At 64.7% G+C, this 24,259-nt stretch carries 22 protein-coding genes and 2 pseudogenes; 16 read left to right on the plus strand and 8 right to left on the minus strand.

The genetic code is table 11. From position 1 onward, the window contains the following. Positions 1–17: 17 nt before the first annotated feature. A complete protein-coding gene (locus tag AOM45_RS11975) occupies positions 18–686 on the minus strand; it encodes a hypothetical protein (protein ID WP_156094076.1) in 669 nt (222 codons plus the stop codon). Between the two features lie 202 nt (positions 687–888). Beyond that, entirely contained in the window at positions 889–1,245 is a 357-nt protein-coding gene (locus AOM45_RS11980) for an HPF/RaiA family ribosome-associated protein (protein ID WP_236703329.1), read from the minus strand. A 479-nt stretch (positions 1,246–1,724) separates the two neighbouring features. Here AOM45_RS11980 and AOM45_RS51725 point away from each other — a divergent pair, with 479 nt between their 5' ends. From AOM45_RS51725 to AOM45_RS11990, 3 genes are all read left to right on the plus strand, one after another. After that, a complete protein-coding gene (locus AOM45_RS51725; protein ID WP_169774268.1) occupies positions 1,725–1,880 on the plus strand; it encodes a DUF6307 family protein in 156 nt (51 codons plus the stop codon). A 231-nt stretch (positions 1,881–2,111) separates the two neighbouring features. Continuing rightward, a complete protein-coding gene (locus tag AOM45_RS11985) occupies positions 2,112–3,272 on the plus strand; it encodes an AI-2E family transporter (protein ID WP_236703331.1) in 1,161 nt (386 codons plus the stop codon). A gap of 44 nt (positions 3,273–3,316) precedes the next feature. Beyond that, a complete protein-coding gene (locus tag AOM45_RS11990) occupies positions 3,317–4,357 on the plus strand; it encodes a fatty acid desaturase family protein (protein WP_030470015.1) in 1,041 nt (346 codons plus the stop codon). Between the two features lie 166 nt (positions 4,358–4,523). Here the strand turns inward: AOM45_RS11990 and AOM45_RS11995 are convergent, their stop codons facing one another. Beyond that, positions 4,524–5,120 carry a TetR/AcrR family transcriptional regulator gene (locus AOM45_RS11995; protein WP_030470014.1) on the minus strand — a complete coding sequence of 199 codons (597 nt, stop codon included), beginning with the start codon at positions 5,118–5,120 and terminating at the stop codon, positions 4,524–4,526. A gap of 122 nt (positions 5,121–5,242) precedes the next feature. Here AOM45_RS11995 and AOM45_RS52280 point away from each other — a divergent pair, with 122 nt between their 5' ends. From AOM45_RS52280 to AOM45_RS12010, 4 genes are all read left to right on the plus strand, one after another. After that, positions 5,243–5,392: a hypothetical protein gene (locus AOM45_RS52280; protein ID WP_201779937.1), complete on the plus strand. Its 150-nt coding sequence runs from the start codon at positions 5,243–5,245 to the stop codon at positions 5,390–5,392. A gap of 1 nt (position 5,393) precedes the next feature. After that, a complete protein-coding gene (locus AOM45_RS12000; protein ID WP_030470013.1) occupies positions 5,394–6,398 on the plus strand; it encodes an NADP-dependent oxidoreductase in 1,005 nt (334 codons plus the stop codon). An 18-nt stretch (positions 6,399–6,416) separates the two neighbouring features. Then, on the plus strand, positions 6,417–7,259 hold the full coding sequence (locus AOM45_RS12005) for an alpha/beta fold hydrolase (protein WP_030470012.1): 843 nt from the start codon (positions 6,417–6,419) through the stop codon (positions 7,257–7,259). 650 nt (positions 7,260–7,909) lie between these two features. After that, entirely contained in the window at positions 7,910–8,638 is a 729-nt protein-coding gene (locus AOM45_RS12010) for an MATE family efflux transporter (RefSeq protein ID WP_236703398.1), read from the plus strand. Between the two features lie 70 nt (positions 8,639–8,708). Here the strand turns inward: AOM45_RS12010 and AOM45_RS12015 are convergent, their stop codons facing one another. The 3 genes from AOM45_RS12015 to AOM45_RS12025 are packed head-to-tail and all read right to left on the minus strand — an operon-like array spanning position 8,709 to position 12,896. Continuing rightward, positions 8,709–9,416: a hypothetical protein gene (locus tag AOM45_RS12015; protein WP_156094075.1), complete on the minus strand. Its 708-nt coding sequence runs from the start codon at positions 9,414–9,416 to the stop codon at positions 8,709–8,711. Beyond that, positions 9,413–10,888: a HEPN domain-containing protein gene (locus AOM45_RS12020; protein WP_201779938.1), complete on the minus strand. Its 1,476-nt coding sequence runs from the start codon at positions 10,886–10,888 to the stop codon at positions 9,413–9,415. The genes AOM45_RS12015 and AOM45_RS12020 overlap by 4 nt, the downstream gene beginning before the upstream one ends. 55 nt (positions 10,889–10,943) lie before the next feature. Beyond that, on the minus strand, positions 10,944–12,896 hold the full coding sequence (locus tag AOM45_RS12025) for an ATP-binding protein (RefSeq protein ID WP_156094074.1): 1,953 nt from the start codon (positions 12,894–12,896) through the stop codon (positions 10,944–10,946). 363 nt (positions 12,897–13,259) lie between these two features. Between AOM45_RS12025 and AOM45_RS12030 the strand changes: the two genes are divergently transcribed. Continuing rightward, entirely contained in the window at positions 13,260–14,879 is a 1,620-nt protein-coding gene (locus AOM45_RS12030) for a TOPRIM nucleotidyl transferase/hydrolase domain-containing protein (protein WP_051784078.1), read from the plus strand. Continuing rightward, a complete protein-coding gene (locus AOM45_RS12035) occupies positions 14,876–16,519 on the plus strand; it encodes a UvrD-helicase domain-containing protein (protein WP_051784077.1) in 1,644 nt (547 codons plus the stop codon). Before AOM45_RS12030 ends, AOM45_RS12035 begins: the two co-directional genes overlap by 4 nt. On the opposite strand, the gene AOM45_RS12040 is transcribed toward AOM45_RS12035, so the two are convergent. Next, a complete protein-coding gene (locus AOM45_RS12040; protein ID WP_030470005.1) occupies positions 16,516–17,424 on the minus strand; it encodes an HNH endonuclease signature motif containing protein in 909 nt (302 codons plus the stop codon). The two genes, AOM45_RS12035 and AOM45_RS12040, sit on opposite strands and share 4 nt — an antisense overlap. A gap of 143 nt (positions 17,425–17,567) precedes the next feature. On the opposite strand from AOM45_RS12040, the pseudogene AOM45_RS52790 reads away from it, so the two are divergent. From AOM45_RS52790 to AOM45_RS12055, 4 genes and pseudogenes are all read left to right on the plus strand, one after another. Further along, positions 17,568–17,687: pseudogene (locus AOM45_RS52790) on the plus strand (dual-specificity RNA methyltransferase RlmN); the annotation flags it as partial. A 64-nt stretch (positions 17,688–17,751) separates the two neighbouring features. Beyond that, positions 17,752–18,381, plus strand: a complete 630-nt coding sequence (locus AOM45_RS12045; RefSeq protein WP_156094073.1) for a hypothetical protein — start codon at positions 17,752–17,754, stop codon at positions 18,379–18,381. A gap of 20 nt (positions 18,382–18,401) precedes the next feature. Then, complete coding sequence (locus AOM45_RS12050) at positions 18,402–19,247, plus strand: hypothetical protein (protein WP_156094072.1); 846 nt, start codon at positions 18,402–18,404, stop codon at positions 19,245–19,247. Between the two features lie 372 nt (positions 19,248–19,619). After that, positions 19,620–19,907, plus strand: a pseudogene (locus AOM45_RS12055) (dual-specificity RNA methyltransferase RlmN); the annotation flags it as partial. Between the two features lie 14 nt (positions 19,908–19,921). On the opposite strand, the gene AOM45_RS50755 reads toward AOM45_RS12055, so the two are convergent. Next, entirely contained in the window at positions 19,922–21,247 is a 1,326-nt protein-coding gene (locus AOM45_RS50755) for a HEPN/Toprim-associated domain-containing protein (RefSeq protein ID WP_156094071.1), read from the minus strand. A gap of 262 nt (positions 21,248–21,509) precedes the next feature. On the opposite strand from AOM45_RS50755, the gene AOM45_RS12060 reads away from it, so the two are divergent. The 3 genes from AOM45_RS12060 to AOM45_RS50760 all read left to right on the plus strand — a co-directional run bounded on the left by AOM45_RS12060 (position 21,510) and on the right by AOM45_RS50760 (position 23,882). Beyond that, positions 21,510–22,271, plus strand: coding sequence for a toll/interleukin-1 receptor domain-containing protein (locus tag AOM45_RS12060; RefSeq protein WP_030470001.1), 762 nt, complete (start codon positions 21,510–21,512; stop codon positions 22,269–22,271). A 103-nt stretch (positions 22,272–22,374) separates the two neighbouring features. After that, the gene (locus tag AOM45_RS12065) at positions 22,375–22,689 is read left to right on the plus strand and encodes a hypothetical protein (protein ID WP_030470000.1); all 315 of its coding nucleotides are present in this window, start codon (positions 22,375–22,377) and stop codon (positions 22,687–22,689) included. Positions 22,690–22,823: 134 nt separating this feature from the next. Next, positions 22,824–23,882, plus strand: a complete 1,059-nt coding sequence (locus AOM45_RS50760; RefSeq protein ID WP_156094070.1) for a hypothetical protein — start codon at positions 22,824–22,826, stop codon at positions 23,880–23,882. Positions 23,883–24,259: the final 377 nt, after the last annotated feature.

Consider the following 24,259-nt stretch of genomic DNA (forward strand, 5'->3'; position numbering starts at 1 on the left):
TGTGTCGTGCCTGAGGCTCAACGCAAGTCGGAAGCGATCAGTCCGGCGGCCAGCAAGGCCGCGCTCACCACTGCGCCGAACACCTGGACCGCCACCAGCCGTCGCCGGGCTCCCCGGGCGAACGCCAGGTTCACCGCGACATGCGCGGAGGCGGTGACCAGCACCCACCACGACCCCGTGGCCAGGAGCAGGGAGGCGCCGAGGTGGAATGCGGTCGTCGTGATGCCGCGGACGCCGCCGTGCGCGGGATGCGTGCTGACGAACCCGCCCTCTGACCTCAGTTGTTCCGCCGCTCGGCGTCCAACGGGCCGGCTGAACCGTGCCAGGTGTGCGGCCAGGACGAAGACGAGCTCTGCCAGCGCCCAGCCGAAGCCCGCCCAGAGCGCGGGGATGTATCCGCCGGCGACGACCAGCACAAGTGCGAGCCGGGCGACTTCGTCCGTGACCGCTGAGGTTGCCGCGAGGATGGTGCGGCTGCGGTCGGGGTCGTGCAGCCTGCCCGCTGAGGCGAGCGCCGGCAGCCGCGCCGCCAGTGCGACCAGCCACCCGAGAACACCCAGGAGTGCCGCACCTGCGTCCGAGATACCGAACAGCACCACCAACGCGGCCGCGAGCAGCACGAGAACGGCCGACATCACGGCGGCGCCCGCCCGGATCCTCCCGCTGACCCGCGCCGGAGCCGTCACGGGTTGTTCTTCGCCTGCTGGTCGAGTGATGACCCCACGCTACTTGTCACCGGCATGCTCGGCACGGTCGGCGGGCTTCCCTTCGGTTCTCGGGTGACGACGCCGCGACCCACCGGCACACCCGACCTCTCTGTCCATTGTGGAGTAATGGCCGGGTGCGCAGGTGGCCGTTGCGGTAGCGATCGGCGCCTGTGCCGCTGAATCAGCCGAGTTCGGGCGGTGTCGGGACGGAGCGCAACGCACGGTTGCTGCGTGGCTCGGTGCGGGTCTTGGTCTCGCCGACCTGACGGATCAGTTCATCGCGGACCTCGTTCAGCGCCGCGGGGAGGCGTCGCTGCGACGAGGTGGCGACGAGGTGCAAGCGATGGTCGCGGCTGATCCAGCACTGCAGGACGACGTGTTGCTCGGCACCCTCGCGGTCCTTGAGGCTGATCTCCAGGTCGATTTCGTCGTCGCGATATGACCGCAGACGAGAGCCGAGCGCGGCCAGGCGGTCCACGACCCAGTCGCGTTCGGACGCGTGGAAGCCGGCGGCGAGGTGTAGTCGCTGTGCGATCACTGAAGCATCTTCGGGAGTGGTGTTCATGCGTTGTCGCTGACGGTGCTCACTGAAATCTCTCCTCATGACCAAGGTGAACCGCCTGCCAAGGGGCGACGGAAGCTGGTCTCAGGCGTAGGGCTGAAGTCGTCGAAATAGCCCGCTCCGCACACCATAGGCCGGAGTGTGAGCTATTACCTGAAATTTGCGTGAGAATCCGTTGAGGTCGCGGAACAGTGCGGCGTCATCACGTTCGACCTGGTGCTGGGTGTGCGGTCGGCGACAAAAGTAATTTGAGGTATTTCAGTCGATCTCGGACGAAGAGGCGTAGGATTGATTTGTCGAGAACATCTCGCACCTGAGCGGTCGTTTTCGGTCGAGACCGGCCTGACGCCGGTCCCTCACGAATCCAGCGCGCCATGGGCCGCCGACGCCGGTGAGCACTTGTTCTCCTCGAACGCCCTTCATCCCCAAGCAGCACAGTCGAGAGAGTGGAAGAGATGACAGCATCGACCTTCATGTCCCTGTACGAGCGCAGGCTCAAGCTGGTTCAGGACACCCTGACGGAGCATTCCGAACTCAGCGCCACCTCCGCACGGGCTCTCGCCGTGCGCGTGCTGGGCGCGCTGGACCACATCCCCGAGCGAGTGCGTTGATCGAGCAACGGACTGAGCACTCGTGAGCGCCTGCCGCCTGGGTTCGGCCCGGTCTTGACCGGGATGAGCAACCCTCGTGCGAGGCGGACCTCAACCTTCGAACGCCCAGCGGCCCAGCCGGTTTGCGACCGGCGTGGCAGGGAACTCCGAGCAGAGGCGGGCAGACCCTGCCAACTCACCGATGACCCCGGACCCCGGCGTCGGAAACCGACCCTGGAGGTGCGGACGTTGGTGAGCACCGACCACGGTGACGTGCCGCCTGACCGGAGTCCGATTCCCGCGGTGCTGAGAGTCAGCGCGGCGGTGAGCTGGCGCTTTCTCGTCGTCGTCGCGGCTCTTTACGTCGTCGGTGTCATCTTCAGCAGGCTGGCCGCACTGGTCGTGCCGCTCGCGATCGCGCTGCTGCTGGCCGCCTTGCTCGCACCGGCCGTCGATTTCCTGATGGCGCACCGGGTTCGCAGAGGTCTCGCCACCGCGCTCGTGCTGGTCGGCGGACTGCTCCTGCTCGGCGGGATGCTGACCTTCGTCGTGGTGACCTTCGTCAACGGCGTGCCGGACCTGGCAGCGCAACTGGCCCGCGGCATCGACACGATCTCCGGCTGGCTCGTCAACGGCCCGCTGCGGCTGAGCGAGACGCAGCTGCGCGACTTCGTCGATCGGATCGTGAAAACCCTGCAGGACAACCAGTCCGGCATCACGACGGGCGCCATCACCACCGCCGCGACAGTCGGTGAGACCCTCGCCGAGATGCTGCTGGTGCTGTTCGCGCTCGCGTTCCTCCTCTACGACGGTCCCCGGATCTGGCAGTTCCTCATCCGCGTCGTTCCCGACGGACCGCGCAGGCGGGTCGACGTCGCAGGCCGGCGCAGCCTCGCCGCACTGGTGAGTTACGTCCGCGCCACCGGAGCGGTCGCGGTGGTCGACGCGATCGGCATCGGCATCGGACTGGCCGTGCTGCGCGTGCCCCTGGCGGTTCCGCTCGCGGCGCTGGTGTTCATCTGCGCATTCGTTCCGATCTTCGGTGCGGCGGTGGCCGGTGCCGTCGCCGTCCTCATCGCACTCGTCGCGAACGGTCCCCTGACCGCGGTGATCGTCCTGATCATCGTCATCGCGGTGAACCAGCTGGAAAGCCACATCCTGCAACCGTTCCTGCTCGGCCGCGCGGTGAAGCTGCACCCGCTCGCGGTGGTGCTGGCCATCGCGGCCGGCCTGCTCGTCGCGGGCATCGCGGGCGCACTGCTCGCCGTTCCCCTGCTGGCGGTGCTCAACTCCGCGATCCGCTCCCTGCGCAGCGAAGCGGACGAACATGTGACACCTGGCGACGTGCACACCAGCCAACCCGAGGAGTCCGGACCGGACGAACCCGGCCTGGACACCGAAGCCGAGAAGTGAACCCCCACGACCGCTCATCGCGGCTATGCACCCGGAGCAGCTACATGACCTCAACGCACGACACCCTCACGAACACAGATGGCCCAGCTCGCGGCAGTGACTTCGCCCGCCTCACCACGGAACTCAAGGCCGCCGGCCTGCTGGATCGGCGACGCGGCTACTACCTGCTGCGGATGACCGCCAATGCGCTGCTGCTCGGCGCGATCACCGTGACGTTCGCGATGCTGGGCGACTCCTGGTGGCAACTGGTCACGGCAGCCGTCCTGGCCGTCGCCTCGACTCAGCTGGCCTTCATCGGGCACGACGCCGGGCATCGGCAGATCTTCGCCAGCCATCGCCACAACGATGTCGTGGGGCACCTGCACGGCGGCCTCACCGGCATCAGCTACCAGTGGTGGGTGGCCAAGCACAACCGCCACCACGCCAACCCCAACCACGAGGACCACGACCCGGACATCGAGATCCACGCGCTCGCGTTCAGCCGCGCACAGGCCACCCGGAAACGCGGCCTGTACAGCTGGATCACCAAGCACCAGGCGTTCCTGTTCTTCCCGCTGCTGCTGGCGGAAGCCGCCGTGCTGCGCATCTCCGGCCTCGTCGCGTTGTGCCGCAACGAACTGCGCAACCCGTGGCGCGAAGCCGCACTCCAGATCCTGCCGATGATCGCCTACCTGGCGGCGGTGTTCCTCGTGCTGTCACCTGCGAAGGCAGTCCTGTTCATCGCCGTGCACCAAGGCCTGATGGGCGTCTACCTGGGCTGCTCGTTCGCGCCGAACCACAAGGGAATGCCGATCATCGCCAACGGTCAGCGCCTCGACCACCTCCACAAGCAGGTGCTCACCTCCCGCAACGTCACCGGCGGCCGCTGGGTCGACGCCCTGCTCGGAGGCCTCAACCACCAGATCGAACACCACCTCTACCCGCACATGCCCCGCCCCAACCTGCGGCGCGCACAACCCGTCGTCGAGAGCTTCTGTCTCCGGCACGGCATCCCCTACAGCAAAACCACCCTGCGCCGCTCCTACGCCCAGGTACTCCGCCACCTGTACGACGCCGGCGCGCCGCTACGCCATCCGGCACGCTGAACCGTTGCCCTCCGATGCTGACCAGTCCAACGGGACAGCAGTGCCCACCACAGCGGCGTTGGGACGCTCCGGAGGCCGCGCTTCCCTTCTCCGGCCGTGGCCGGTGCGACGCGACCGCTTCGATCTCGTCGCCGCTCGAAGTCCGGGACGCGGCCACGTGACCACGTCAGTTCTTGGAGGCGGCACTTCCGCCGTCGAGTACCGCCAGCGCGTTGCGGATGCCCTGCTCCAGGAGGTCGTCGGCGAGTTGCCGGTCGGTCAGAGCACGTGACAGCTGCAACGTGCCGACCATCAGGGCGTAGACGCTGAGAACCGCGGTGTGAGCCGACTGCGGATCAGATGGTGCGAGGCGGGCGGCGAAGTCGTCGATGATCGCGAGCATGCTGTCGGTGTAGGCCTGTCTGGTCGGGTCCCCGCACCGGCTGATCTCGTCGAGCAGGGCCGCGGACGGGCAGCCTTCCTCTGGATGGTCGCGGTGCTCGGGGGAGAGGTACGCGCGGACGATCTGCTCCACTCCGGCGCGGCCGGGTGCGACGGCCGCGAGTTGCTCGCGCTGGTCGCGCAGCTGGTCGGAGACCGCGGTGGCGACCAGGTCCTCCTTGGACTCGAAGTGCGCGTAGAAGGCGCCGTTGGTCAGTCCCGCGTCCGCCATGAGCGTGGCGACCCCGGAGCCGTCGATGCCGCTGCGCTTGAACCGGCGGCCCGCGGTCTCGATGATCCGCTGTCTCGTCGCCAGCTTGTGCTCTTTGCCGTATCGCGCCATGTGCTCCTCCGCTGCCCGCCCAATGTTAGTACGATCATAATCTAAATCCGTTGGTTCTCTTGCCCTGGACCCCTGTCTCATCTTATGGTCGTACGATCGTAATCCAATGGCTGGAGGCCACGATGACAACAGCACCGCCTGTAGCCGGCGACGAGTCGGTCAGCGCCGTCGTGGGCCAGGTGCTCGAACGTTTCGGGCGCCCCGACGTCCTGGTGAACAACGCCGGAGTCGGCGCCAACGGCGTCCGCAAGCTCAACCGGATGGCGGGCTGACATGCGGGCGTTCATCGTCGATCGCTACGGGAAGAGCGGCAACACCCTGCGGGCCGGTGACGTGCCGGAGCCGGAGGTGGGTGAGCACGACGTGCTGGTCCAGATCCACGCCGCAGGCGTCAACGCCCTGGACGCCAAGATCAGGGACGGGGAGTTCAAGCTCGTCCTGCCCTACCGCCCGCCGTTCGTCCTGGGAAACGACGTTGCCGGTGTCGTGATCCGGATCGGTGCCGGGGTGCGGAAGTTCAAGCCCGGTGACGAGGTCTACGCACGACCGGACAAGGACCGGATCGGCACCTTCGCGGAGCTCATCTCCGTCAACGAGGACGACCTGGCGTTGAAGCCGAAGCGACTCACGATGGAGGAGGCGGCCGCCGTCCCGCTGGTCGGCCTGACCGCCTGGCAGGCGCTGGTCGAGATCGCCGGCCTGCGCAAGGGGCAGAAGGTCTTCATCCACGCCGGTGCCGGCGGCGTCGGCACGTTCGCGATCCAGCTGGCGAAACACCTGGGCGCCACGGTGGCCACGACGACCAGCGCGGCCAACGTCGATCTGGTCAAGCGGCTCGGCGCCGACGTCGTGATCGACTATCGCAAGGACGACTTCGAAACCGTGCTGCACGACTACGACGTGGTGCTGAACAGCCTCGACAACGAGACGCTCAAGAAGTCCCTGCGCGTGCTGAAGCCCGGTGGCAAGCTCATCTCGATCTCCGGCCCGCCGGACCCCGCCTTCGCCGGGGAGATCGGCAAGCCCTGGATCCTGCGGCCGATCACGCGCGTTCTGAGTCATCGGATCAGGAAAGCCGCCCGACGTCGCCAGGTCAGCTACTCGTTCCTGTTCATGCGAGCCAGCGGGAAGCAACTGAGCGAGATCACCTCGCTCATCGACGCCGCGATCATCACACCGGTCCTGGACCGGATCTTTCCCTTCGAGTCGACCAACGAAGCCATGGCGTACGTCCAAACAGGACGCGCCAGGGGCAAGGTCGTCGTCAAGGTCAAGTAGAACCCTGAGGAGACTGTCATGACCGTGATCACCGCTTACAAGGACGCCCCGACCAAGGCCATCGACATCGGCGGAGCGACGTTCGCCTACCGGGAACTCGGTCCGGACGGCGGCACGCCGGTGATCTTCCTCAACCACCTGGCCGCGGTGCTGGACAACTGGGATCCCCGTGTCGTCGACGGCATCGCGGCGAGGCGCCGGGTGATCACCTTCGACAACCGCGGAGTCGGCGCTTCACAGGGCAGGGCACCACGCTCGGTGGCCGCGATGGCACACGACGCCGTCGCCTTCATCCGAGCACTTGGCCACGACCGGATCGACCTCCTCGGATTCTCGTTGGGCGGCTTCGTCGCGCAGGTGATCGCTGAGGAGGAACCGCGGCTGGTCCGCAGGATGATCCTCGCGGGCACGGGGCCGGCCGGCGGCGAGGGCATCGACAAGGTCACGCCGGTCACTCTGCTCGACAGCCTGAAAGCCGCGTTGACCTTCAAGGATCCCAAGGAGTACCTCTTCTTCACCCGGACGGCCAACGGCCAGGCGACGGCCAGACAGTTCGTGAACCGGCTGAAGGAACGAACGGACAACCGCGACAAGCCGATCTCCGTCACGGCGTTCCGCAACCAGCTCAAGGCCATCCACGACTGGGGCCGGCAGCAGCCCTCCGACCTGTCAGTCATCCAGCAGCCGGTCCTGGTGGCCAACGGTGACCACGACAGGATGGTGCCGAGCAGCAACTCGGCAGACCTGGCCCGGCGCCTGCCCCACGCCCACCTCACGCTCTACCCCGACGCCGGACACGGCGGCATCTTCCAGTACCACGACGAGTTCGTCGCCGAAGCTCTGGCGTTCCTCGAATCGTGACTGGGTGCTGCTCTTCCTCAGCGCTGCCGCTGATCGGCAGACCTGGACGGCACGAACCTGCGCACCTCATCCAGCAACAAATGAGCCCGGTAGCAACCCATCGCTACCGGGCTCAACTATCCTGACCTGCAGAAACGCTTGATCAAATCGGTGCCCCCGGCAGGGCACACAGCAGATGGGAACAGCTCCGACCAGGGGTTTCTTGAGGGGGCGGTTGGTCGTTGAGCACCGCGTATCGCTCGATCGGAGTAGCGGGCCGGTCTCGGCTCAGCTTGCCGGTGACGACGAGCCGATGCCGGGGAGTCGCGCGTGATCTGGCGGTCTCCTCTGTGTCGAGCCGTGTTCAGGCGGTGGACGCCTTGCGGCGGACCGCTCTGCAGGGCCTCCGAGATCACGCTCCGTACTAGTTCAGCTCGAACACGTCGTGCTGCGCGACGTGCCCGGCCAGACCTGCCGTTGTGAAGGCGGCCCCGCCGGGTGCGTCACCACCCACGGCGGGGCCTTGACCCCCACCCTGTAAGGAGGGCGAGGACCCAATGAGCGACGCTACAGAAACCGCACGTTCAGGCGAGGCTTGGCTTCCGCCCAATGGCGGAGTGACTCAGCATGCGACCGATCCGGCAACAGTTGTCCGCACCGTCACTGTGATCATGGGCGTCGTCGTCGCCCTCACCTTCCTGTTTGGCTTCGGCAACGTCCTCAATCTGGCGCTCCGGCTTGGCGTGCCCGCCTGGGTCGCACCGCTCGTGGCTCCTGCGGTTGATCTTTCAATCGTTGGGCTGTTGCTCGGCACGCGGCATCTGGCGCTCACCGGTGCTTCGCCGGAGGTGCTGCGGCCTGCTCGCCGACTGCTGATCTTCGCGAGCGTGGTCACGCTCGCGCTGAATGTGGCAGAGCCTCTGGTCGCGGGCGAGTTTGGTAAGGCGGCGTTCGACGCGGTAGGGCCGCTCCTGTTGATCGGTTGGTCAGAGGTCGGCCCTGGCCTCTTGCAAGCGATTGGCGCCACGAGTCGTGTGCCGGTCGTACGCGAAGTCGATCGGCCTGAGCCAGCTGTCGATGCGGACTTGGATGATGGCGCGCCGGAGACGGGGCCCGAACTCGAAGTGGACATCCCGCAGCAAGGTGAGGAGCGAGCAGTCGTTGGGCGCACGCCGGAGGCTCTCTTGGCTCAGGCCCGGCGAGAAGACGCGGCTCACCGTGCGGCTCACCAGAAGCCGATATCCGCTGACACGTTGCGCGTCCGGCTCAGGGTAGGGGCCACTCGGGCCCGTCAGCTCGTCAAGATCGTCCGGTCCGAGTTCGAGGAGCAGGTCGCCGTCCAGCGAGCCATGGGTGATGTGGTGAACGAAATGGAGGAGGCAACCATCATGGCTGCATGAACCGATCGTGTAGTGGCCTGGAACGGCCGTTCCTTGCTGGTCTTTCGCCGCGGTTGTCGATGCGGGGCAGCTAGCGAGGAATCTGCCAGATCTGTTGGTTCGCCGGATCCCAGTACCAGCGTTCTACGGCGGCAGTCCACAGGTACGGCAGTTCAGGTACGTCGACAATTTGCGGATGACCGGGCTGTCCGGGAGCTGCCGACATGCCGTGATGATCGACGAAGACGGTGCGCCGGACCAGCGCAGTGGGCTGCCACTGCGGGTCGCCGACGAGGATCACAGGAACAGCGTTGGAGGGAAGCTGTAGGGCGGGGTTGTCGGGTGGCACGGGGATACGCCACTCGCGCTCGTGCAGCCAGTCCGATCGGTTGGCCCCGGCCTCGAACCGTACGGCCCAGCCGCGCAGCTCCGCCGGTAGCGTCGCCAGCTGCTCGGTGCGGGCGTACCAGACGGGCCCGCCGCCGAGGTCGTACACGGTCTGCCGTTGCAGAAGCAGGCCCCACGGCGGCCACTGACGATGCGACAGCAGCCAGCGCAGATGGTCCAGCGGGCTTTCCGAGAGACACACCATCGGCGAGTCGGAGCCGAACGGCGCGAAGCCTCGGATTTGACCTTCCCACAGGATGTTGTGCAGCCGCTGCCACGGCTGTAGGTCCCGGATCGTCTGGGGCACTGTCGGCGTTATGGCTGCGGAGCTTGGCCGCCCGCAGAAATGGATCAGGAACTCGAACTGCGCCGGGCCTGCGGCGCCGAGCAATCCCGGCGGTTGCATCGTCATCCGACCACGCCGGCAGCCGCGGGTGGGTGTGACAGCTCGCTCAGCACCAGGTGAAGAGCCCGGCCGACCACGAGCCCAAGGTCCTCAACGAACCGGGCGAGGTCTTCGGTGGTTGCTCCACAGAGGAGTGTCATCGATCGGCGGACAGGGTGGTCGCCGTGAACTTCCGCGTTCCGCAACCAGTAGGCAGCCTTGACGAACCGCTCTACCTGCTTGCGCCCGACGTTCAGCAGCGGGTCGTCTGCCAGCAACCGCGCAGCGTTCGCAGCCGCGGGCGCGCCTTTCTGCGGCCCCTCGGTCCCGTGTCGCTTGAGGAACAGGGCTTCGCAGCAGATGACGAGGTCGATGAGCCGGTCCTCTGGCTGGGCCTTGGAACCGGCGAACACGAATCGACGTAACGCCACTTGCAACGACCGGTCCTCTCGAACCACTCGGTTCCCGAGCATCTCGTACACCTCGCGGACAGCCTCGACCTGCTCGTCGGTGAGCACCTGGGTCGGCCGGCTGATGTCGGCCGCGACCACGGCCAGCAGGGCAGCGCTTCCGTCCACCGTCGGTGGGAAGTCGTCGTCGTGCTGGGCATGGATCGGACGCGTGGCCACAACAGAGCCACCGCACACGATCCGCAGGGAAGTGACCAGCCGCTGTGCCGGTTCCTCCAGCTTCGGGAAGTCGGGAGCTTGTGGCTGCTCGGGCATCCCCTGTTTGTACGACAGGACCGGGTAGCCCTGCTCCCGCATCACGGCCCACTGGTGAAACCGGGAGACCTGCACGCTGTTGGGGCCGCTGCTGAACTCCGCCGGTACCGCCAGGACCTGGATGGCCCGGCTGACCTGGCGGTCAGTCATCGGGCGCAGGACCACACCATCGGCCAAGGCGATGTCGGTCATGCTCGACGTGAAGCCGTTGAGCGGGACGAACTCGACGAAGCGAATGGTGTCGGACCGCAGGCCAGCATCCAGTCGGTTGAACTGGAACTCGAACGCCGCCTCGTCGAACTCGTACGAGCAGCTGGCGATGATCATGGGTTCGAGCAGGTGCTCCACCAAGAGCCAGTCGAGCGGTCGCTGATTCAGCGAGAACTCGGTGCCGACCATGGTGTCGAGACGAGTGCCCAGGACGGGATCCGCGTCGATCGCCTCGCGAACGGCGGTCATCTCGGCGAAGGTGCTCAGCCAGCCGACGACGGTGACCCACTCGGGCATGTGCCAGGCATTGGGCCGCAGTGCGACGAAGGACTCTTGGCCATATCTCCACCAGTTCCGCAGGTCCGCCATCGCGCCAACCCGTGGGGCGCCGTCGCGTTCCGCCAGGTCACGCAGCGCGGCAACGAGCAACGCGGCAACAGCGTTTCGGATCTTGTCTCGCGTAGGTGACTGCATCGGCCCCGTACCTCGCCGTCGACGTCCTGCTCGCAGAGGACCGGTCTGGCGCGAGCCGCACAGAATACAGTCGGTGTCCGCTGAGGACACGCGAAAATCGTCCGGCGCGTCGGCTTGCCGGCAGGCCCCGGAACACGGCGGAACGTCATTCGGCCTCGTCGGCAGAGGACAGCGCTGGGATGAACTCCGCGTGCTTGCGATGGAGGTAGGCGCGGCTGGTCTGGTCCGTGGAGACCAGTTCCAGCGCCGAGCGGAACGCCTGCACCCTCCGGTCAGCCTGATCAAGCAGTTGTCCCCAGGTCACGACCCAGATCCGGTAGCGGGGATTGTTGGTGGTCAGGCCAGGTCGTGCGGGGTCGCTGTACAGGTTGCGGACCGCGTCGTCGACCTCGGTACCGACCAGCCAGAAGTCCCAGTCGTGCGGCGCGCCCACGACCTCCGGATGGGCCGTGATGGCGGACGCGTAGTTGTTGACCTGCCCGAACTCGGTCATGGTGAGTCGCATCGGGCGCTTGAGCTCGACGACCAGGTGCCGGGTGCGCTCGCTCTCGGGCAGGGCACGGGAGAACACCATGTCCACCCGCCCCCGCTTGCCGGACGGCAGCTTCACCGGGTTCGAGGCGAACTCCACGTCGCCGCGTTCGGTGATCAGTGTGCGCACGACGCGGGTCAGCCCGGTCTCCGAGAGCGCCAGGCTCCACTCGTCGCCGAAGACCCACGGCTCGTTCACCAGCATCGGGTGGAGCTGGTCGACCTCGCGGAACACGGTCTTGGTCTCGTCGGCGTACAGCAGCCCGCGCAGCCCGTGCAGGAAGTCGGAGCGGTCCGCGATCGTCTGCGAGGCCCGGACGATTGAGGTCAGTTTGGTGCGTTCCAGCAGGTCGAACAGGACTTCCTGTTCGTCGTCGCTCAGGTCGAGCACCGCGTTCAGGATGCGGTTCGTGCGCGTGGGCTCGGCACGGGTGGCCTCCTGGAGCAGCCGCAGGGACAGCTTCTTCTGCTTGACGTCCCGACCGATGGCTGGGCTGGCCACCACCGCGACGATGTCGAAGATCTCCCGCTCCACCTCCTCGGCGGCGCTGCGCGGCTCTCCGTGGTAGGGGTACACCCCTTCGGCCTTCCACTCAGCGAGGATGCTGCCCTTCTGCTCGTCCAACCGGCGGTTCAGGTAGTCAGCGAGCGCGCGTTGCGCGACCGCGAGCAACTCACCGTGCCGGATATCGGGTACGTGAAGGTCTGCCGGGCCCATCAGGTCGGGGTCGCGGAACCCTTCCCACTGCAGGTAGGCGGTCCAGTGGATCGGTGCCGGCGGCATGCGGCCGAGCTTGTGTTCGGTGACAACTCCACCGCGTTCGTCACACAGATACAGGGTCTTGGACCGCATGTCGGCCGACCACTCGACAACCCGCAGTCGAGGGCGACCCTTTCCGTGCAGCGTTGCCGGATCGAGGTCCAGGTCGAGATCGACGTCGTGCGTGATGTGGGTCTGCGGGTTGAGGTGATGGCCGCAGTACTGCACCTTGACCTCGGGGAGCGCCAGCAGGGACGCCGCCAACCGCGCGGTCAAGGGCAGCTGGATCTCTCCGTCGACCAAGCTCGCGACCCGCGAAGTCTGCCGGGCTTCCATGCGAACGGTCGTGCCGGTCGGGCCGCTGGTTGGCCGCGGGCCGTCGAACGTGAATTCGTTCGGCGCGCTGCGGTTTCCGTGGATCACCGTCTCGCTGAAGGTGTCGCCATCGGCCGACACCGACCGCCACTCGACGCGCTCCGCGATGCCGTAGGCGAGGAAGCGGCCACGACCGAGCTGGCCATGCAGCGGTCGGTTGATGTTCGGGGAGAACCGACCGGTCCGTTTCCACGACTCGCCGTGGGTCAGAAAGAAGTCCGAAACTTGGTCATGGGGCATCCCGTGCCCGTCGTCCCAGACAACGATCTCCTCGGGCCCGTCGAGGCCACCGATGGCGACCGTCGTCTCGACGTTCATCGCCTCCGCGTCGAGGGCGTTCCAGATCAGCTCGGCGAGGATGTCGACCGGGCTCGCGCGCTCCACATACCCCAGGATCGTGTCCCGGCCCGCGCGTACCTGCTTGGTCTCCACCGCCACAGCTTACGGATCAGTGAGCGCTCCGCCAGGCTTCCGACGTGCCCGTCTCCTCGGCCCACTGGGTCCGCCCGGCGTGGCCACAGTGTGTCGGACGAGAGTGGCCAGCGGTTGCTGTTACATGACACCACCCGAACGTGTACTTGCACGTCCCAGCCTCGCGGCGGGCAACTAGCCTGCGGTATGCGTGTTCGGCAGTTGCGTATCTCGTCGTTCCGAGGTTGGCGAGAACTGGAGTTGCGAGCAGGACAACACGCCCTGGTCGTCGGCGAACCCCGAGCGGGCAGAAGCGACCTCATCGAGGCGCTTCGTCGGGTACTTGACCCGGACTCGACACGAACCCCACCCAACGAGTTCGACGTGTACCTCGCTGCGCCCGACGACAGTGATCCTGGCGCCGAGGTCGAGGCGGACACCACCGATGCCGAGGAAGAACCTGCCGACGGCGACACCGAGATCGACATCCGCTCCGCCGAGATCGAGGTCGTGCTCTCCGACCTCGGCGAGGTACTCGAACAGCACTTCTTCCGTCGGCTCGAACTGTGGGATGCCGAAGACGACGTGCTTGTCGAAGCATCCGCAGCCGAGGACCTGGACGAAGAGCGCCACGAGCTGGTGTTGCGACTGTGCTACCGGCTGCGTTGGAACCCCGAAGAGGGCGTGGGCGAGCACTGGGTGGACTATCCGAAAACGTCGGATCCCGACGACGAGAACTACGACCGGGCCCGCCGTCCCGACCGGAGCATGCTGCCGTTCATCGTCCTGATGCCCGGCCATCCCTTGACCCTGCGACCTGGCAGCGCCTTCCGTGAGCTGCTGAACTTGGGCGGCGACGACCTGGCCACCGCGCTGCAGGCGCTCTCCTCGGCGGTCGACAGCGCCACCGACGGGCTCAGCGCGACCGAGGCAGTCAGCGCCGTGCTGGACGACGTCTTCGAGCCCGTCCGGGGCACACTCGACATCGACGCCGACACCGCGATTGCGGACATCGTCAACTTCCGCGCCGAGGGCGGCTCGGTGGCAGGGCTCCTTCGAGCGCTCCAGCCAGCGTTGCGGCTCGGATCCCCGGAAGCGCTGCCCCTCCGCCGCCACGGGTCCACGACCTCTGCGGTGCTGGCGGCGGCGGAAGCCCTCGTGGTCGCCTCCCAGGCAGGCGCGGTCGTCGTGTGCGATGACTTCGGCGACCAACTCGACGCCGGTGCCGCCGAACATCTGGCACGCGAACTGCGAACCGCGTGCGATCAACTGTGGATGTCAACTCGGCGTCCGGAAGCAGCACGCGCGTTTCGTCCCGAGGAGATGGTGCGGCTGTCGCTGCGAACGAGCGAACGTACCGCTCACCAGATGGTGCCGCCGTCCGACAAACGCGAACTCGGCGTGGTGCGGCAACTCCACCTGCAGTTGCTCCCCGCCATGAGCAGCCGAGCGATCGTCGTGTTCGAAGGCCGTCACGACGTCGCAGCCCTGACCGCCATCAGCCAACGGCGCGCCGGCAAGCCGTCGCCTGCAGCGTACGGAGTCCGGTTCGTTGAAAGCGAAGGACACACCGAGATCGTCAAGATCTGCAGGCTGGCGCGCCAGCTCGGCTTCCGGGTGATCGCCGGCCTCGACTTCGACAAGCCCGGCCAAGGCGCGGACATCTCCTTCACCGACGCGCAGCAGGTCGCCGATGACGTCATTCGACTGCCCGAACGATTCGCCATCGAGATGGCGCTCGTGCACGGAATCCCACGGCAGAGCCTGCTCGACGCGTTCACAGAACTGGACGAACAGTGGCAGCTCGGCTTGGCTGGCATGGACCAGCTCAATGACCGAGACCTGGAGAAGCGCCTCGCGAAGGCTCTGCACAAGTCCGGAGTGCACGCTCAGTACGTGTATCTGCTGTCCGGAAAGGCGCCCAAAGTCGCTATCCGATTCCTTGACCAGGCGGTGGAACTCGCGAGAGGGACGGTCACCGGGCCGGTGACGTTGACCGCATGACCACGACGCACCGGTTCCGCCCCATCGGCAAGCAACGCGACGTCCGCGACAGCGAGGCACCGACACTTCTCGTCCTCGGAGGCGCCGGTACCGGCAAGACCGTCACCGCCGCGGCGGCGGCCCGCACACACCTGCTCCGACGAGACGCGGACGCTCCCGCTGGCGTCGCTCGTGATCGTGCGCTGTTCTTGACTTTCAGCCGAACTGCGGTGACACAAATCCTCGGGCGCAGCAAGGGAATCCTCCGTGACGTCGCCGACCGGGTGGACGTGCTGACGTTTCATGGGCTGGCGTGGCAACTGGTATGCGACTTCGGTCGCTATGTCGGCCACAGCGAACGCCCCACGCTGCGTGGCGAAGCGGAAAGCAAACTGTTCCAAGAAGACCCCACTGTCTTGTCCTACAACGACTTGCTTCCCGAAGCTCTCAAGATCTTGCGCCTGCCGCACATCGGCCCGCTCGCGCAACGCCGGTGGTCCCTTGTGGTCTGCGACGAGTTCCAGGACACCGACAGCGAACAGTGGACCTTGCTCGAACGCCTTACGGAGGTTGGCAACCGGCTGCTGCTCCTCGGCGATCCCAACCAGATGATCTACGACAAGATCCCCGGTCGAAGGGGCGTCGGCCCTGAAAGGCTCGCCGCGGCGGTCGCACGGCCAGACGCCATGCAGATTCCTTTGCCGCTCGGCTCGTATCGTGATCCAACTCAGCTGTTGCCCACCGTGGCCGAGGCAGTGCGCCAGCGAAACTTCACCCATCCGTCCCTTGCTGAAGCCCTTGCCAACGGAAGACTTCGCGTCGTGACCGGAGTCGACACCCATCCTGCGACCGATGAGGTATGCGCTGCGATCGACGAGAGTCGCGAGCGAGGAGCAAGCACATTCGGAATCTTCTTGCACGGCAACGAACCCACGGCCGCCATGTCCGCCGCACTCACCGAACGAGGAGTCGACCACGTCGCTGTTGGCCTCTCCGAGAGCTACGGAGAAGCGCTCAGCACCTTCATGATGATGATGCAGTTCGCCGCCGGCACCACCGCTTGGGACTACGTTTTGGTGCGGATGGCCGTCTTCTACACCTCTACCGTCCGGAGCAAGTACGCCCCAGACTTGGCGTTCATTATCGGCAGAGGACAAGCCGAAGGTCTGCTTGCTACCAGGCTGGACGAACTCCGTGTCGCGCTATCGGACGCGCCTGACCTTGACGCCGCCGCTCACATCGCGGCCACCGGCTGGCCGGCGCTGGGACTCAACCGCGGCCATCGGCAGTGGCGTCGAGCCGCCGCCGAAGTGATCCGGCTGATGGCCGTGTCCGGTCACGTGCTCGATGCCGTCAGTCGCCAAGTCGAGACGATGCGGATGGAGTCCTTCACCGACGTCGACGCTGGCGACCAGGCTGCCGTCCAGGTGATGAATCTCCATCAGACCAAAGGACGCGAGTCCGACGCCATCGTGGCCGTCTTCCGTACCAACGACTATTACGGCAACGAGTCCGAGCCATTCGAGAGTGCGAGCAGGCTGCTGTACGTAGTGCTGACGCGAGCACGCCAACGAGTCACCTTGCTGTTGCCCAACAGTCCACACCAGCTCGTCGCACCGTTCGTCGCTCTGACGGGACGCTACGGCGTCACCTCGACCTAAGCACCACCCGCGCCGCGGCTAACGCGCCGCCGAATTTCGGCTGCCGTGGCCAACATTGCGTTGAGGCGTTCCTGAGTCATGCCCGGCTCCCAGATCGGCAGGGTCAGCGCCGACATCCATTCGCCTTCAACGCGATCTCCCGCCTCGGGCAGAGCATAGGCACGGAAACGGCGTGGCACGCGGGCGTGCTCCTTGATGATCTGCGTGATTCCCCCTGCGACGGTGGGAATGTGCGCCGGCCACGCGGCGCTCGATTTTCCTTCAAGCCGCCGCGATGGAAAGTACAGCGAGTCATCCCGCGGGAACTGGTAGCACGGATAGGCCGATGCGTCGACATCGAAATCGATGCCGACAGCCCCGACCGTGGCAGCAACAAGTCCTTCGTTGACGACCTCCACTCCCAAGTACCGTTCCGCATCGGGGGCTGAGACCGTGGTGGTCGCCAGGCCCGAAAGCGGGATCGTCATCCACGTCAGTCCAAAGTGGATCATGCCGACCGGTTGAACTGTAAGCTTCACCTCGACCAAGGCGGCGAGAGATCGCTCGACGTGCTGCGCGATCTGAGCAAGCTGGTCGTCGGACAGCTCCCTGTTCATGCCGTCAGCGACCTGGCGGGCTTTCCAATCGAGAAGCTCCTCGACGGAGTAGGTCGACTCGTGGTCATCGACGGCCTTGTGGTGCTTGCCGCACAACAGAAGCAGGTTCTCCTCGGAATTGACCGACTCATAGCCGACCACATGGCGCGGACCGCCGGGCGACCCCGACCTGATGTGCGCGATCTCAGCGACAACCGTGAGATGTCCGCGGTCCTCAAAGATCAGAGTCTCAGGACACGTTGGGTACGCGCATCGGGTCGCCCGCCCGAACAGGATCTTGATGGTCTTCTCCGAGTACGTGCGCTTCACGCCGAAACCCTAGCCAACCCCGGCGACCTCAGGTCTTGAGCAACAAGTAGACCCCGACAGGCCATCGCTGTCCCGGATCTATGGCCACCTTCTCGGTGGCGGGCACAATTGCGCCTCCGACCGTGCGGTGGCCGACGCGATCATGGCCGGTGGAGCGGGAGTTCGTGCGGCGGGTGCGGGAGCAGGGTGTCGAGTGCACCGTGCGTGACACGCGTGGGCAGGAGATCGCCGCTGCCTGCGGCCAGCTCGCCGCCGAGGGTTAGAACCCGCTGAGGTTCACCTGGGAAACCGATCGACCCGGTGCAATCTGTGGCTCACACTTCTACGGTGACCGAGTGGTTTGAGCTTCCGACGCCCCCGTGGCCGAACTCTGAGGCTGATCTCCTTGCAGGCGGTGATGATTGGTGGTTCGTCGCCTGCATGGATTGGCCTCGCGACGCTTGGATCGGCTACATCGAGGGGTACCGGAAGGCAGCCGGCTTGATGCTCGCGCGAGTGGCCGAGACAGGACGCGATCAGGACTATCTCGTCTACCCCTTCCTGATGTGCTGGCGCCAGCATATCGAGCTTCAACTCAAAAACCTGATCATCCAGTGCACACGCTACAAGGATGAAGAGGTTGACTTCCCTCGCACGCACAAGCTCGAAGTGCTATGGCGCAAAGCGCGGAAGCTGTTGAACGAGGTATACCCGGACGACACCGCCGCCATCGACGACGTCGAGCGTCTGCTGCTTCAGCTTCAGGCCTGTGACCCCACTTCGGAGCACTTCAGGTACCCGGTTGCGAAGGATGGGTCGCCTACCCTCGGAGCGCTTCCGCGAGTCCACATGCGCCTGTTCCAGGAGGCGATGGAGGGTGTCGCGACCTACCTCGACGCAACTGACACAGGACTTCGCGAGAAGATCAATTCTCGGGACGACTACCGTGCGGCGATGTACGACATGTACGGTCAGTGACGGCAGCCTGAGAGGCAAGTTTGCGAAACACAGCGGTTGTTGAGTTCGCTGCCTACCGTCAGTACGAAGCGACGCGTGCCGAAGCCAACAACGCCATGATGGGACTCCTCGCGGGTGCAAAACTGGCGGCCCACATGCTGAAGCTCACTGAGGGTTCCCAGCGGTTGTTGCCTGAGGTTTTTCCGCAAGTCGAGCACATCGAGCGCGTCAACCTTACCAGCGAGGCGGCGCGCGCGATTCTGGTTGATGCCGACTCACATCTAGGTGCGATGAGCGTTCCTTACGCCCTCGCGCTGCACGAGGATTTCCTCAAGACCTGTCTGGAACTGCTCGAAGTAGCCGGCAAGTGCGCGAGGAATACTGCGAGAGACTCGAAGCTCGCGACTCAACACGGCCTTATCGAGACGGCGACCGGACGAGCCTTCAGCCCGGACAGCCTGATCCAGCTCTCGACGATCAGGGTGATGCGAAACTGCGTCATTCACGAGGGTGGCCGGGTCAGTGGTGCACTGGTCAACAAGTTGGGATCATGGACTACGCAAATCGAGGCTGCTTGGGAGAAGGTTGCCGGCACGAGTCCCCGGGGCCTCCAGGTTGGCGATCCAGTCACCTTCGGGCATGGCGAGTTGGTGCTTACGTTGGCCGTGACGAAGCGACTGGCGCGTGAAGCGAACGGGATGCTTCTGGGAGCCATCCCGAAGGCGCAATGGGCCGACCTGGTCATCGACGACATGATCGCCTCAACGAAGAACGCGATGAAACGGTCTGATGTGGCCAGGAGAGCGCAGGGGCTTGCGCGACACCACTACTCGGCCGTGGGGCTCGACGAGCAAGACATCCTGAATGCGATCGCGCGTCGAACGTGACCTGGCCCGCAAAACGAAGAACGGGTCTGCCGCGATGCTGCGGTAGACCCGTTCCCGGAAGGAAAAGAGGGGCTCTGCTACTTGAGCTACGCGCCCCGTAAGGCGGCCAGGACTCGCACCTGGATCTCCCTGCCACTGTGGAACCTCTGGCTATGAGCCAGTAGGGCCGAACCCAGCTCCTGTTCACAGATTAACATGCGGTCTGGTGTGGGCCGGTCACATGGAGGGTGTGACCTGCATCTCGGTTGTGACTGCGGCGGATTCGACGTCGCGGCAAGTGCTGTCTCGCCGGCGTTTTGCCTGGTCAGGCCATCTCCAGTGATCTTTGTAAACGGTAGGGACGGGCGAACCTCTAGCAATTTATCGCCGAAGACCGGCCGCCGTGTCTCGATCGAGTACGCGTTGATCCGGGACATCAACGATCAGGGCTGGCGTGCCGATCTGCTTGGCAAGAAGCTGCGCAAGCAGCTCGGGCGGCTGGTGCACGTGAACCTGATCCCGTTGAACCCGACTCCGGGCGGCAAGTGGTACGCGTCGCCGAAACCGGCGGAGCGGGAGTTCGTGCGGCGGGTGCGGGAGCAGGGGGTCGAGTGCACCGTGCGCGACACGCGTGGGCAGGAGATTGCGGCGGCCTGTGGACAGCTCGCGGCCGAGGGATGATTACGCCGGCCGCCTCACATTTCCTGAGGCAAGTCAGAATGCTGTGGGAAGGCCTGAAGGAGGACTGTCAGTATATGTCGCATTCCGGTCCAATCAGAGTGCTTGACCTCTTCCGGGTTGGCGCGACATTTAGCCAGCTTGGCGCGAAATGATTTTTGAATGCCATGCTTGTCTGACACTTCGCCTTGGTAGCGACTGATGCTCTGAATAAACGAGCGCCATTGAACGGGTAGCAGATTGCCCGTGGCGTCAGTTAAGACATCGCGTCCTAGGTAGAGTTCGATACTTCCTGCTAGTCCGTTTATGTCAGCAAGCTCTTGAGTGCCATTTGGGTGCTCGGCCGTAGGCGGTCCAAGTGTTGGATATCTTCGCAATTCGTCTAGGTTGGGGTACTGTGTAACAACAATATTTGCCGGTAGCTTGAACTTTGTGAGCGGTTGCATTGCGTCAACTGCCGCGGAATCATTATCGAAGATTGCTACCACTCGGTTTGCGATGCCGGCTGCAGCGAAGGACTTGACGAGTCGGGCTAAAGCTCCGGCTCCGCCTTCGGGGCGCGCGTCATAGTCCAGAAATTTGATGAGGTCGGTTAGATGGGGGAACAGTAGCTCCAAGCTCGCAGCTAGGAACTCGGCGTCGGTACGACCTTCGGTTAGTACAATGACTGGTGCATGTGAGCCTGAATTCGCCTGCAATGCCGACAATGACTGTGAGGCAAGTGTGTCGGGATCGCCATAAATCCAGTCCTCCTCCACGAGATCAGTAACGTCGAGCCGTACCTCGCTGTCTGGGTACACAAGGAGCACGGCGCGGAGCGCGTGCGGCGGGAACCACTCCACAACCTGTCCAAGAAGCCAGTCGATGCTGCCGATCTCTGATCGAAACGTGCTCGGAGGTCGGTCGTGGTCGCTATGGTCCATGCCTTGGTCTTCTTTTGCGGCTATGGCGCGGTCGAGCCAAAGCTGTGGTGTAAGTTGATCGAGGGCAGCATCTTCGGCTTCCAGTCTGGCTCTATATTCATCGCTCAGGCCGGAGGGCAAGTTCGAACTGTGCCTGTGTCGACCTTCACCATGTAGAAAATATTCGAGAAGTTCTGCGACGGTGTCCGCAGTGATTCCGAGAGCGTCGAGTCGTTGGGCAATGACTCGACCGTCGGCGCGAAACTCATAGACATCGACAAGTTCCGCCCCGCTCCCCTCTTCGTTGTAGTACTCGTTCCATGGAACCTGGTGCTTGACCAGCATGTCGTCGCGGAACGCTGCCAAGAGCTCTTGATCGATGCCATCGCGCAAGCGATTCACGACCAGAGTGCCAACCGACAGCGTCCCGTAGTAGCTCACAGCTGAGATGTTACGGCTGTGGCTGTTGGGCCACGGTTCTCGCTTATCTCCGATGGGTTCGCTCGGGTTGAGGCACAGCGTGTGACGTGCATGGTGAGGGACACCCGCGGTCAGAGGATCGCGGCGGCTTGCAGCCGAAGGCTGATCACGGTCAGCCTGATGCGTGATGTTGAGCGGGTCGTCCCATCCGCGCGACTAGTCTGTTGCAGTGTCATCCGAGCGGTCAGGCCCCAAGTCATCCAAGTGGTCCCCTGATGCGCGCTTGAGGCTGGTCAACGAGCTGGCGGACCGAACAGGGTCGTTTAGCGAGAGCTTCTTCGACGCGCACGGACTTGGTTCGGCCTACCGCGATGCCGGCAAGTACACCAACAAGAAGGCGCGGATCAATGCTGCGCTGCATGCTGCACAGCTCCGCGGCGACGTGACCAAGGTTCTCGATGCTGCGCGGGCGTATCTTGGCGGTCAGTCAGTTGATCAAGACGAGTCGGCTGGCCCTGTTGATCAAGGGGATTTGCTCGTGGCGTCAGACAAGCTGTTCATCAGTCATGCCTTCGCGGATAAAGCACTGGCAGACCTTCTGCGTGACACGCTCGTCCTTGCAGGCGTCCCGGAAGGCCGCATCTTCTACTCGTCGGATCGTCGTACTGGCATCCCGTCAGGTACGGACGTTGGTACACATCTGCGGCAGTCGCTGCGTGAAGCCGGTCTAGTGGTTGAGCTGCTGACCGAAACGTTCTTCTCGCGGTCGATGTGTCTCATGGAGCTTGGCGGTGCGTGGGCACTCGGCCTCCCGACGTATCCGATTGTCGTACCGCCGCTGACTCGTGACGAAGCGGTGAGGCAGATCGGGAACGTGCAGATGGGCCTCCTTGGCGATGACGTGCAGATCAGTGAGGTGTTCGACGAGTTGCACGATCGACTTACGGACGACCTGGATATCCGGACGAAGGCCACGAGTTGGAACCGCGTCGTCGGTGGCTTCCGGGATCAGCTTCCGTTGAAGCTGCGAGCAGCAGCGCCGTAGAGCCAGAAGCATGAAGCAGCAGGTAGAGGCGTTGTAAAACGGTAGGCAGCGGCGACCCGCTGTCAACATCACGACGGTCCTGGTCTCACCCTCGTTGAGCCCGATGACGACCCCCGCCGCACGGATCGCACGCGAGGACGGTCCGGCGCCCGAGGTCGATGTCATCGTCATCCACACCGCCATCCCGCGCCTCCGCCGCGCGCTTGACCGGCTGGACCTGCCCGACGACGGACCGACCATGGCTCCGAACGACCTGTACAGCGAGATCATCGTCGGCCGCGTTCGGTGCCCTACATATACGCGCCGCGAGGTCGCGAAGATGGATCGCCTGGTGGAGCGCCTGGCGGCCGACATCGCGCCGGTGACCGACCTGGACGTGCTGATTGCTCAGGTTGAGTCGAGTACCGCCCGCGTGTAGCGCCGTGCGGCGCTGTGTGTGGTCGATCTCCTGAGCGACCACGCCGGCCAAGTGACGACCGCGTTTGGCGCAACGAGAACCGCCTCGGATGCGTTGTCTCCATGAACGGACTTCACGCGAGGTTAAGGCGGCTGATGCGCGAGCTTCTTTACATCCCCGATGTCAACCCGCCTGAGCAGGTCCTCAATCATGCGATACTGTATCGAGACAGCATCTCGACCTTCGTTCCGGATGACACCGGGGCATATCTGGCGGATCGCACCAAATACGCATTTGATGCTGGAATCTTCCAGCCACGCCTTATCGCCTCCGCCTTGAGTGATGAATCAGTCAAGGCGGAGGCGTTGACCTTGATGCGCCGGTGCGTCATGGAGTGTAACGAAGCTGGCAACTTTATGCGCGTGCTGAGCACAGCGCCTCCCGACAAATTGCGGGAGTCGGCGGCTCAATTTGGCGGAATGCTCCGCTACTCCTTCGAATTTAACGGTGCGGACGTTAAGTGGGGCGATATCCTTGCCGAGATCATCGGAGATGAGGAATGGAGACGTCCTGTAGCTTCCCTTGAGGACCAGGGTCTTCCTCTCGTGTTGTTGGGCAGCGAGTCGTCCACGATGCTGCTAGGGGTGGCATTTGCGGTAGCTGAGAAGGCCCGGAAAGATTGCGCATCCCCACTCGTTCTGCCGGTCTACCCTGAGGGAGTCTCGGACTGCTTGCCGGATGACTTCTCGGGGGAGGCGCGCAAGCATCTATTTGCGCGTGTCGACGTTGGTCAATTTCTTCCTCAGCCTCCCCTGGGTGCCGAAACCGCTTCGGTCATTGCGTTCAGGCAGCGTTACGAGGACGAACGACGACGCCTGGTACTAGCGGTCGAACGTTTGGTTAAAGAGGCTGCCCGGGCTCACGGATCAGATGAGTCCGCTGATATCGCACGCGACGTGCGTGAAGAGTTGTCTGCAGCGCTCGCTGATGTGGAGCGAGCTGGACGGCGCAGATTCGGAGGCTGGCTTCGCCGTGCGGCATGGTTCACCGTTGCATCCGGCTTGGGCTCGGTTGTGGCGGGTCCTGCCGGTGCGGCAGGAGGATCACTAGCAGTCAACTGGGCTTCGAACCGGCTGCCAGACGGCTCCAGAGAGAGTGATTACCGCTACCTCTACCGGGTCCAAGGGGCACTCGATGAATTCATCCGTTCTTGAGGTCGCGCCTCCGCCGATCAATGCGGCGAGACGCCGCAGTCGGACGTCATGATCGAAGACCCGACTAGTGCCAGGGAGATCAGCCATGGCCGACAGCGGACGCGCGCAACGTCCCTGTCGCCGGGTGCTCGCCGAGGATGCGGGCGTTCGCGCGTGAGTGCTCGACGTGCCGGCGCACCGCGTGATCTTCGACGGCGGCCGGTCGGGCTCGTTTCGCCGCTATGTTGAGATCCCGGCTGTACCGGAACTGTTCCTGTAGATACTGGGAGAAGGTGTGCCCGTTCTCGTACGGCTCACCCAGTCACTTCCCAGCCTCGTCACGGCGAGGCTGATCAAACTTCTGCGACATCGCCTCGACGTACTTGGTCGCGAAGAGG

Source organism: Lentzea aerocolonigenes (assembly GCF_000974445.1).
GTDB classification, from domain to species: Bacteria; Actinomycetota; Actinomycetes; order Mycobacteriales; family Pseudonocardiaceae; genus Lentzea; species Lentzea aerocolonigenes.

Excerpts from the sequence above, each read along its gene's own strand:
- AOM45_RS50760 (WP_156094070.1), top strand. The coding sequence starts at position 22,824 with ATGCGCGAGCTTCTTTACATCCCCGATGTCAACCCGCCTGAGCAGGTC.
- AOM45_RS12005 (WP_030470012.1), top strand. The coding sequence starts at position 6,417 with ATGACCGTGATCACCGCTTACAAGGACGCCCCGACCAAGGCCATCGAC.
- AOM45_RS11995 (WP_030470014.1), bottom strand. The coding sequence starts at position 5,120 with ATGGCGCGATACGGCAAAGAGCACAAGCTGGCGACGAGACAGCGGATC.
- AOM45_RS12010 (WP_236703398.1), top strand. The coding sequence starts at position 7,910 with ATGGGCGTCGTCGTCGCCCTCACCTTCCTGTTTGGCTTCGGCAACGTC.
- AOM45_RS11990 (WP_030470015.1), top strand. The coding sequence starts at position 3,317 with ATGACCTCAACGCACGACACCCTCACGAACACAGATGGCCCAGCTCGC.
- AOM45_RS12065 (WP_030470000.1), top strand. The coding sequence starts at position 22,375 with ATGACGACCCCCGCCGCACGGATCGCACGCGAGGACGGTCCGGCGCCC.
- AOM45_RS51725 (WP_169774268.1), top strand. The coding sequence starts at position 1,725 with ATGACAGCATCGACCTTCATGTCCCTGTACGAGCGCAGGCTCAAGCTG.
- AOM45_RS52280 (WP_201779937.1), top strand. The coding sequence starts at position 5,243 with ATGACAACAGCACCGCCTGTAGCCGGCGACGAGTCGGTCAGCGCCGTC.
- AOM45_RS12035 (WP_051784077.1), top strand. The coding sequence starts at position 14,876 with ATGACCACGACGCACCGGTTCCGCCCCATCGGCAAGCAACGCGACGTC.
- AOM45_RS12000 (WP_030470013.1), top strand. The coding sequence starts at position 5,394 with ATGCGGGCGTTCATCGTCGATCGCTACGGGAAGAGCGGCAACACCCTG.
- AOM45_RS12015 (WP_156094075.1), bottom strand. The coding sequence starts at position 9,416 with ATGACGATGCAACCGCCGGGATTGCTCGGCGCCGCAGGCCCGGCGCAG.